The organism is Methyloglobulus sp., from assembly GCF_046714055.1.
GTDB lineage: Bacteria > Pseudomonadota > Gammaproteobacteria > Methylococcales > Methylomonadaceae > Methyloglobulus.
The window spans coordinates 1-6,887 of the sequence record NZ_JBKKBJ010000089.1 but is presented as its reverse complement, the minus strand read 5'-3'; the positions used below and the strand labels follow the sequence as shown (position 1 = coordinate 6,887).

Below are 6,887 nucleotides of genomic sequence, written 5' to 3'. Positions count from 1 at the left end.
GTTTCCGGGGTGTAAGGGACGTTATCGGAGCCCACGGCCTGTCCGGCGCCTTCCACAGTGGCCGCGGCAGCCCTTACTGGACGACCCAAGAAGCGGGCGGCAAGGTCAACCTCACCCAATTCGGGCGGGCCATGAAACACTGGGGGGCACACATGGTTGCCGCGCACCCGCCGGAAGCACGGGGGCGTCCCGAACGCGCCTTTGCCACCCGCCAAGGCCGGTTGCCCAAAGGACTGGCGCTGGCGGGCATCACGGACATGACGGCGGCGAATGCCCACTTGCGGGACGTGTGCCGTCCGGCATCCGATGCCGAATTCGCCCAGCCGCCCTTGGAGGAAGGGACGGCATCCGTGCCTGTCCTGGGCGGGAACCTGGACGACATCCTGTGCGGACACTATGGGCGCACCGTGGGCAAAGGCAATTGTGTGCGTTTCGACGGCCTTACCTCACAGAGACCCAGCGACCGGCGCCGATGCCACTAGGTCAAGGCTAAAACCAGTGTGCGTCGCGCCACCAGGGCGGCGGGGTGGCTATTTTCCATGGCCCACGCAGGTTGGCGACAGATGATGCCCAAGGAACGTATCAAAAACCAGAAATCAAGGCCGTCGCGTAACTCCGCTCCGCAGGGGCCGCGCCTGGGAACGGCTTCGGGCTACCGCCCGTCGCCGTTTCCGGGCGCAACAAAAAGCGGACAATTAATTTGCTACAAAACCGGACATTTCTATTTACTCTTAACAGAATAATTTCCAAGGCTAAGTTTTCTAAACGGGATAACATGCAAATGTGCATAAAAAACAGTTTCCAGATAACTCATTTGGCCCAAAGCAAATCCGTAAACCTTAAATATTGGTGCCGAGTTGCTCATAATCCGACAAAGGCGGACACGTACAAACCACATGCTTGTCGCCATAGACATTATCAATACGCCCAACCGGCGGCCAGTACTTATCGTCATGCTGATCGTTGTCAGGGAAAAAGGCTTGTTGCCTGGAGTACGGCAATGTCCATTCTTCCAGTAATAGCCGATGGGTATGCGGCGCATTGTGCAGCACGTTATTTTCGGCATCGGCACTGCCGTTTTCTATGGCTTTGATTTCCTGGCGGATAGCGATTAACGCAGCGCAAAAACGGTCAATTTCGACTTTATCCTCACTTTCCGTAGGTTCGATCATCAGGGTATCGGGCACAGGAAATGCTACGGTCGGCGCATGGAAGCCGTAATCGATCAGGCGTTTGGCTATATCTTCCACGGTGATGTTGCCCGTTTTTTTGAATTCGCGGCAATCGATAATACATTCATGCGCCACCCAGCCGTTCTTTCCAGTGTATAAGATAGGATAATGTGGGGTCAGGCGTTTGGCCATATAGTTGGCATTCAGGATGGCAGTCAGCGTCGCCTGTTTTAACCCGGCTGCGCCCATCATCGCGATATAAGCCCAAGATATGGTGTAGATGCTGGCAGAACCCCAGGGTGCTGCGGATACTGTACCGACAGTGCCATGCTTGCCTTTAGCCGGGTTGACACCTTCCACCACGGGATGATCCGGCAGGAACGGGGCTAAATGCGCCCCTACGCCAATCGGGCCAACACCGGGGCCGCCTCCGCCATGAGGTATGCAGAAGGTTTTATGCAGGTTAAGGTGGGCAACATCGATACCAATTTTGCCGGGACGGCTGAGGCCAACCAGCGCATTAAAATTGGCTCCATCCAGATAGATCTGGCCGCCATACTGATGGATCAGGTTGCAGATTTCCCGGAACGATTGTTCATAAACACCATGCGTAGATGGATAGGTGATCATTAATGCAGCTAAGGTATCGCTGTGTTCGGCGACCTTCGCCTGTAAATCATCCAGGCTGATGTTACCGTTTTCATCGCAGGCGACAACGACAACTTTAAGACCCGCCATGACTGCGCTGGCAGGGTTGGTGCCATGTGCGGAAGCCGGTATCAGGCAGATGTTGCGTTGCGCTTGGCCGTTGACTTCATGGTATTTGCGGATGACCAACAGGCCGGTGTATTCGCCCTGCGATCCGGCATTGGGTTGCAAGGAGAAAGCATCGAAGCCGGTCAAGTCACAGAGCATATCTTCCAGTTCGGCAAATAACTGCTGAAACCCAAGTGTCTGGTATAGCGGGGCGAATGGGTGCAAGCCGTTAAATTCGTGATAAGAAATCGATTGCATTTCCGTCGCCGCATTGAGCTTCATCGTACACGAACCTAACGGTATCATCGAGCGGTCTAGCGCAATATCGCGCCGGGCTAACCTTCGCATATAACGCATCATTTCAGTCTCGGAATGGTAGCGTTCAAAAACGGGATGTTGCAGGATGTTATCGCTACGCAATAGCGCATCGGGTATACATTCCACCACGTCGGCATTTAGTCGGTTGATATCCGGAAATTCCGCAGCGGGTGTGGCGAAAACCTGCCACAGTTCCCGTAAATTTTTTCGCGTTGTCGTTTCGTCCAGGGAAATTCCGATATGGTCGGCATCGATAAAACGCAGGTTGATATTGGCATCTGCCGCCTGTGCCACGATGCGTTTCGCACGGTTTGGGACTCGGACGACAAGGGTGTCGAAATAGCGGCGGCTGACGACTTCAAGACTTAGCTGGGAGATACCTGCCGCCAGGATTTGGGCATAACGATGCACCCTGCCGGCTATCAAGCGAAGCCCTTCGGCACCGTGGTAAATCGCATAGAAACCGGCAATGACGGCCAGGAGAACCTGCGCGGTGCAAATATTGCTGGTGGCTTTATCCCGTCGGATATGCTGTTCGCGGGTTTGCAGGGCCATACGCAGGGCAAGTTGACCGTGATTGTCTTTAGAAACGCCGATGATGCGACCAGGAACGGAACGCTTGAATTCATCCCGGGTGGCAAAGAACGCGGCGTGGGGGCCGCCGTATCCCATGGGTACGCCAAAGCGCTGTGCGCTGCCCACGGCGATATCGACCCCGAATGCACCCGGCGGTTTCAGCAAGACCAGGCTTAACAAATCGGCAGCGACGGTGAATAGGGCGGATTTTTCGTGGGCGATACCGGCGATTTCACTCAGGTCTCTAATTTCGCCTTTAGAGCCGGGATATTGCACCAAGACCGCAAAAAAATCGTGTTGTTGCAAGCCGTTATACGGATCGGCGATGATGACTTCATAGCCCAGGGAATGGGCGCGGGTTTTGACTACCGCTATAGTTTGCGGATGGCAATCCTGATCGACCACTATCGCATTGGCAGTGCTCTTGGATAAACGCCTAGCCATGGTCATGGCTTCCGCAGCAGCCGTGGCTTCATCAAGCAAGGAAGCATTGGCGAGTTCCATGCCGGTCAGGTCGATAATCATTTGCTGGAAGTTTAACAAGGCTTCCAGCCGCCCCTGGCTGACTTCCGCCTGATAAGGCGTGTAAGCGGTGTACCAGCCGGGGTTTTCCAGCACATTGCGCTTAATCACGGCGGGCATGATGGTGTCGTAATAGCCCATGCCGATCATCGAAGTGAAGACTTTATTGCGTTCGCGCATTTTGCGCATGTGTTTGATAACGGCGCTTTCGCTGATCGTTTCAGTCAGTTTCAGGGGCTCATGGTTGACGATGTCGGCAGGCAACGCCTGTTCGATGATTTCATCCAGTTCACTCAAGCCAAGTTCGGCAAGCATTTCATGGATTTGCTTAAGGTTCGGGCCGATATGACGGTGGATAAAATAACCGCGCATTTCCAATTGGTTCAAGCTGGTGCGTAAGGTAGGCATGGGTTATCTATGGTAGCGATGAGGAATGAAAGGTAATCGGATGACGGTAACGGAGACCTGTCGTTCGCGCACCTTTGCGTATAAATGCGTACCCAGTGCGGAGTAATTACAATCTAGCATAGCCATTGCAATCGGTTTGCCGAGACTTGGAGCAAAACTGCCGCTGGTGACATGGCCTATCACAGTATTGTCATTGTTAAAAATGGCACTGCCTTCCCGTACGGGTTGCTTGCTCTCTACACTAAGCCCGACCCGGATTTTTTCAGGGCCAAATTGTAACTGCCGGATAATTTTGTCAGCTCCTGGGAAATCGCTATGGCCTTTTTTAATGAGCCACCGTAAGCCAGCCTCTACTGGAGTTACGGTTTCATAAAGTTCATGCCCGTAAAGGCATAAACCAGCTTCCAGGCGCAAGGTATCTCGCGCCCCCAAGCCTATTGGAATAACGTCTTTTTCAGCTAGGAGTAGGCGAGCCAGCGCTTCAGCATGGGCATTGGCAACGGAAATTTCAAAGCCGTCTTCGCCCGTATAACCGCTACGGCTGATGGTGCATTGAATACCGCCAAGTTCCGTTTCACAGGTAGCCATAAATGGCAAATCGGCGGCAATTACAGAGAATTTCCGCATAATCTCCGCTGCTACCGGCCCCTGCAACGCGAATAGCGCCTGGTCGGTGAGTTCAACAAAATGACAGCGATTGGATAACTGGCTGGCTAAATAATGAAAATCCTTGTTTTTACAGGCCGCATTGACAACGACCGTCAACCCTGAATCAAACCGTGTCACAATGATATCGTCAAGTATGCCGCCGTCGTGATTGGTCAATACGGTATATTTCTGTTGACCGGATTTTAGCCCGATAATATCGCTGGGCGTGAGATGTTCAAGTTCGCTAGCGGCCTCATCGCCTGAAATCAGGCATTGCCCCATATGCGATATATCGAAAAACCCGACGTGACTTCGGCAGTGCAGGTGTTCGTGGATAATTCCACTCCGATAGTGGATAGGCAGTTGGTGTCCCGCAAAAGCGGTCATTTTGCCACCCAGACCAAGATGTAGCTGATAGAGGGGAGTTTGTTTTAACATGGTTAAGCTAACGGATAGCAAGCAGAAAATGAGTACAATGTTGAAATGCCCTTAACCAAGTTGATCAAAATACAAGTGAATTATGAGGCAATTGCAAAACCCCAGTAGCGAGCAGAATTAACCCGGCAGAGAGGTAGAAAGGGCGGCCATTGCTGGCAAGATGCGGATTTTTACGTCAACATCAACGCCCAAGAGGGATAATACGCAACATACAGGCGCCATGCAATGTTGGACGGCGATCCAATACGATTTGATCCCTGGATTGAAGGGTATGTTGCGTACGTGGCCTACCGTAGGGCGACCTCCGCGCATGATCGCATTCGCGCTGGCGAATGCCTACGACAAAATGCAAGCATCAGGGCATCGAAAAATGGAGATGATGAAGGTGTATGATGTTGCCAAGGCAAAAGTTAAGCAGACAAGGGATTAATTCCCAAACCTTCGCAAATTTAAAACTACAAATGCAATGCAAGTTATTGAAATTATTGGTGGGGCGTTAGGGACTCGAACCCTAGACCTATGGATTAAGAGTCCACTGCTCTACCAACTGAGCTAACACCCCATGAGAAACTTTAGCTTTATGATGGTAAAGGATTTCTTACCTAAAACCAAGCCTAAAATGCGGTTGGGATAAACTTTGTTAGTGGGTTATGCCATACTTGAAAATCGTTCAAATTATCAAAATTGCTATAAAACCTGCCAATTCAGGTCTTAAACTGAATAGCCGGAGATAACTAGATACTTCAAACATCGTACGCATGAAATGGAAGGATTAATTTCTTCTTGACTTTGACAAGCCAGATTGTTAAGAATAGCAATCTTTTTAGCAAAAAAATAATAACTACAAGTAATTACATGGGGGCTGTCTGTGGTTTCAAAAAATGGCACTGGTTCAAGCGATCTGTCAACTAAGTTAAACCGACTTGAAGTTCAAGTTGCTAAGCTGACTGCACAAATTAAGACGAATAAACAGACAATTAGCGAACTCAAACTTGTCATCTCCCAACGTGATGTGACGATTCATGAGCTTGAGTTGAAACTTGGTTACGCCCAGCAGTCCTTGCTGGAGAAGGCCATCAATAAAATCCAGCAGTGCCGTGTCCTGATTAAAACCGGCATGGACGAGAAGGTCATCAATCCAACGGTAAGCCAGATTCAGCAACATATTAAAACGGCACAGGAATTTGTCGACGAAGCCAAAGAAATACTAAGCGAAAAGAAGGCGTTTATTGACAATCATATTCTGGTTGCTCGGGATAAAGTGGCTCAATGCCCGGAACAAGCAAAATTAATTGTTGAAAAATCTTTTATTGCGCCAGCCCAGGCTTTGCTAAATCAAACCTTGGAATCCATCAGTATCCAGGTAAAAACAACGCGGAATTTAGTCGAGAATAAGGCCATTTATCCCAGCAAAGTGTTGTACGATGAAATTGTCACTACAGCGCAAAATCTGCCCGATAAAGCACTGGCCTTACTCCAGGCACAAGTAGTCGCCCCGCTTACTCATGCCAATAAAAAAGCTTCCACTGTTGCCGGGAACATTTACCCCGATACCCTAGATTATCTAGGTAAAACAACGAGCCGTATTGGCGATGTTTTTAAACAAGCTTTTAGAGTATTTACCTAAAGATAGATAATGTTTTTTCTTGATAAGCCCGGAATACATGGGGTTGCGTTAGGTAAATCCAAAGCTTGATGGTTGCATTGAACAGGCCTTCGCAATGGGCGACCACTTTGGTGCGCCGTGTCATCCGGCCAAGATGGTGTCGGGTGTTGCTGTCGTCACGCCCAATTGCCACCGTATGGGCTTCGCCGATGACGTGCCGCGCTTTGGGCAAGACCTTGGCAAACGCATCCCAGTCGTCCGTATAAAAAATACATTCTTTCAGGTGCCCCACCTTGTCGTAGGGCCTTCGGGAGGTTGCGGCATCACGATGGCCGGTGACCCAGGCACGGCCCACCGCCTTGACAGGCCAACACTTGTTTTTTGAACCGACAAAATGCCACATCCCGTCAAACCCCATCTCACGGATAGCCCCGGAAACTCCA

Annotated in this window: 6 protein-coding genes and 1 tRNA gene; 3 read left to right on the top strand and 4 right to left on the bottom strand. The window is 50.7% G+C overall.

Going from position 1 to position 6,887, the window contains the following annotated elements:
* Window positions 1-257 precede the first annotated feature (257 nt).
* The gene (locus ACLQ6D_RS05550) at window positions 258-482 is read left to right on the top strand and encodes a hypothetical protein (RefSeq protein WP_411726291.1); all 225 of its coding nucleotides are present in this window, start codon (window positions 258-260) and stop codon (window positions 480-482) included.
* Window positions 483-839: 357 nt separating this feature from the next.
* On the opposite strand, the gene gcvP is transcribed toward ACLQ6D_RS05550, so the two are convergent.
* A complete protein-coding gene (gene gcvP / locus ACLQ6D_RS05545) occupies window positions 840-3,752 on the bottom strand; it encodes an aminomethyl-transferring glycine dehydrogenase (protein WP_411726290.1) in 2,913 nt (970 codons plus the stop codon).
* 3 nt (window positions 3,753-3,755) lie between these two features.
* Window positions 3,756-4,838 carry a glycine cleavage system aminomethyltransferase GcvT gene (gene gcvT / locus ACLQ6D_RS05540; RefSeq protein WP_411726289.1) on the bottom strand — a complete coding sequence of 361 codons (1,083 nt, stop codon included), beginning with the start codon at window positions 4,836-4,838 and terminating at the stop codon, window positions 3,756-3,758.
* A 220-nt stretch (window positions 4,839-5,058) separates the two neighbouring features.
* Here gcvT and ACLQ6D_RS05535 point away from each other — a divergent pair, with 220 nt between their 5' ends.
* Entirely contained in the window at window positions 5,059-5,268 is a 210-nt protein-coding gene (locus tag ACLQ6D_RS05535) for a hypothetical protein (protein WP_411726288.1), read from the top strand.
* A gap of 56 nt (window positions 5,269-5,324) precedes the next feature.
* On the opposite strand, the gene ACLQ6D_RS05530 is transcribed toward ACLQ6D_RS05535, so the two are convergent.
* Window positions 5,325-5,400, bottom strand: a tRNA-Lys gene (locus ACLQ6D_RS05530).
* A 306-nt stretch (window positions 5,401-5,706) separates the two neighbouring features.
* Here ACLQ6D_RS05530 and ACLQ6D_RS05525 point away from each other — a divergent pair.
* Window positions 5,707-6,465 carry a hypothetical protein gene (locus tag ACLQ6D_RS05525; protein WP_411726287.1) on the top strand — a complete coding sequence of 253 codons (759 nt, stop codon included), beginning with the start codon at window positions 5,707-5,709 and terminating at the stop codon, window positions 6,463-6,465.
* Here ACLQ6D_RS05525 and ACLQ6D_RS05520 read toward each other — a convergent pair.
* The coding region (locus ACLQ6D_RS05520) for an IS1 family transposase (protein ID WP_411726286.1) at window positions 6,458-6,887 on the bottom strand (430 nt) is incomplete at its 5' end. The genes ACLQ6D_RS05525 and ACLQ6D_RS05520 overlap by 8 nt on opposite strands.

Bases quoted from the DNA above. Each gene is read 5' to 3' on its own strand.
- ACLQ6D_RS05550 (WP_411726291.1), top strand. From the start codon at position 258: ATGACGGCGGCGAATGCCCACTTGCGGGACGTGTGCCGTCCGGCATCC.
- gcvP (WP_411726290.1), bottom strand. From the start codon at position 3,752: ATGCCTACCTTACGCACCAGCTTGAACCAATTGGAAATGCGCGGTTAT.
- ACLQ6D_RS05535 (WP_411726288.1), top strand. From the start codon at position 5,059: ATGCAATGTTGGACGGCGATCCAATACGATTTGATCCCTGGATTGAAG.
- gcvT (WP_411726289.1), bottom strand. From the start codon at position 4,838: ATGTTAAAACAAACTCCCCTCTATCAGCTACATCTTGGTCTGGGTGGC.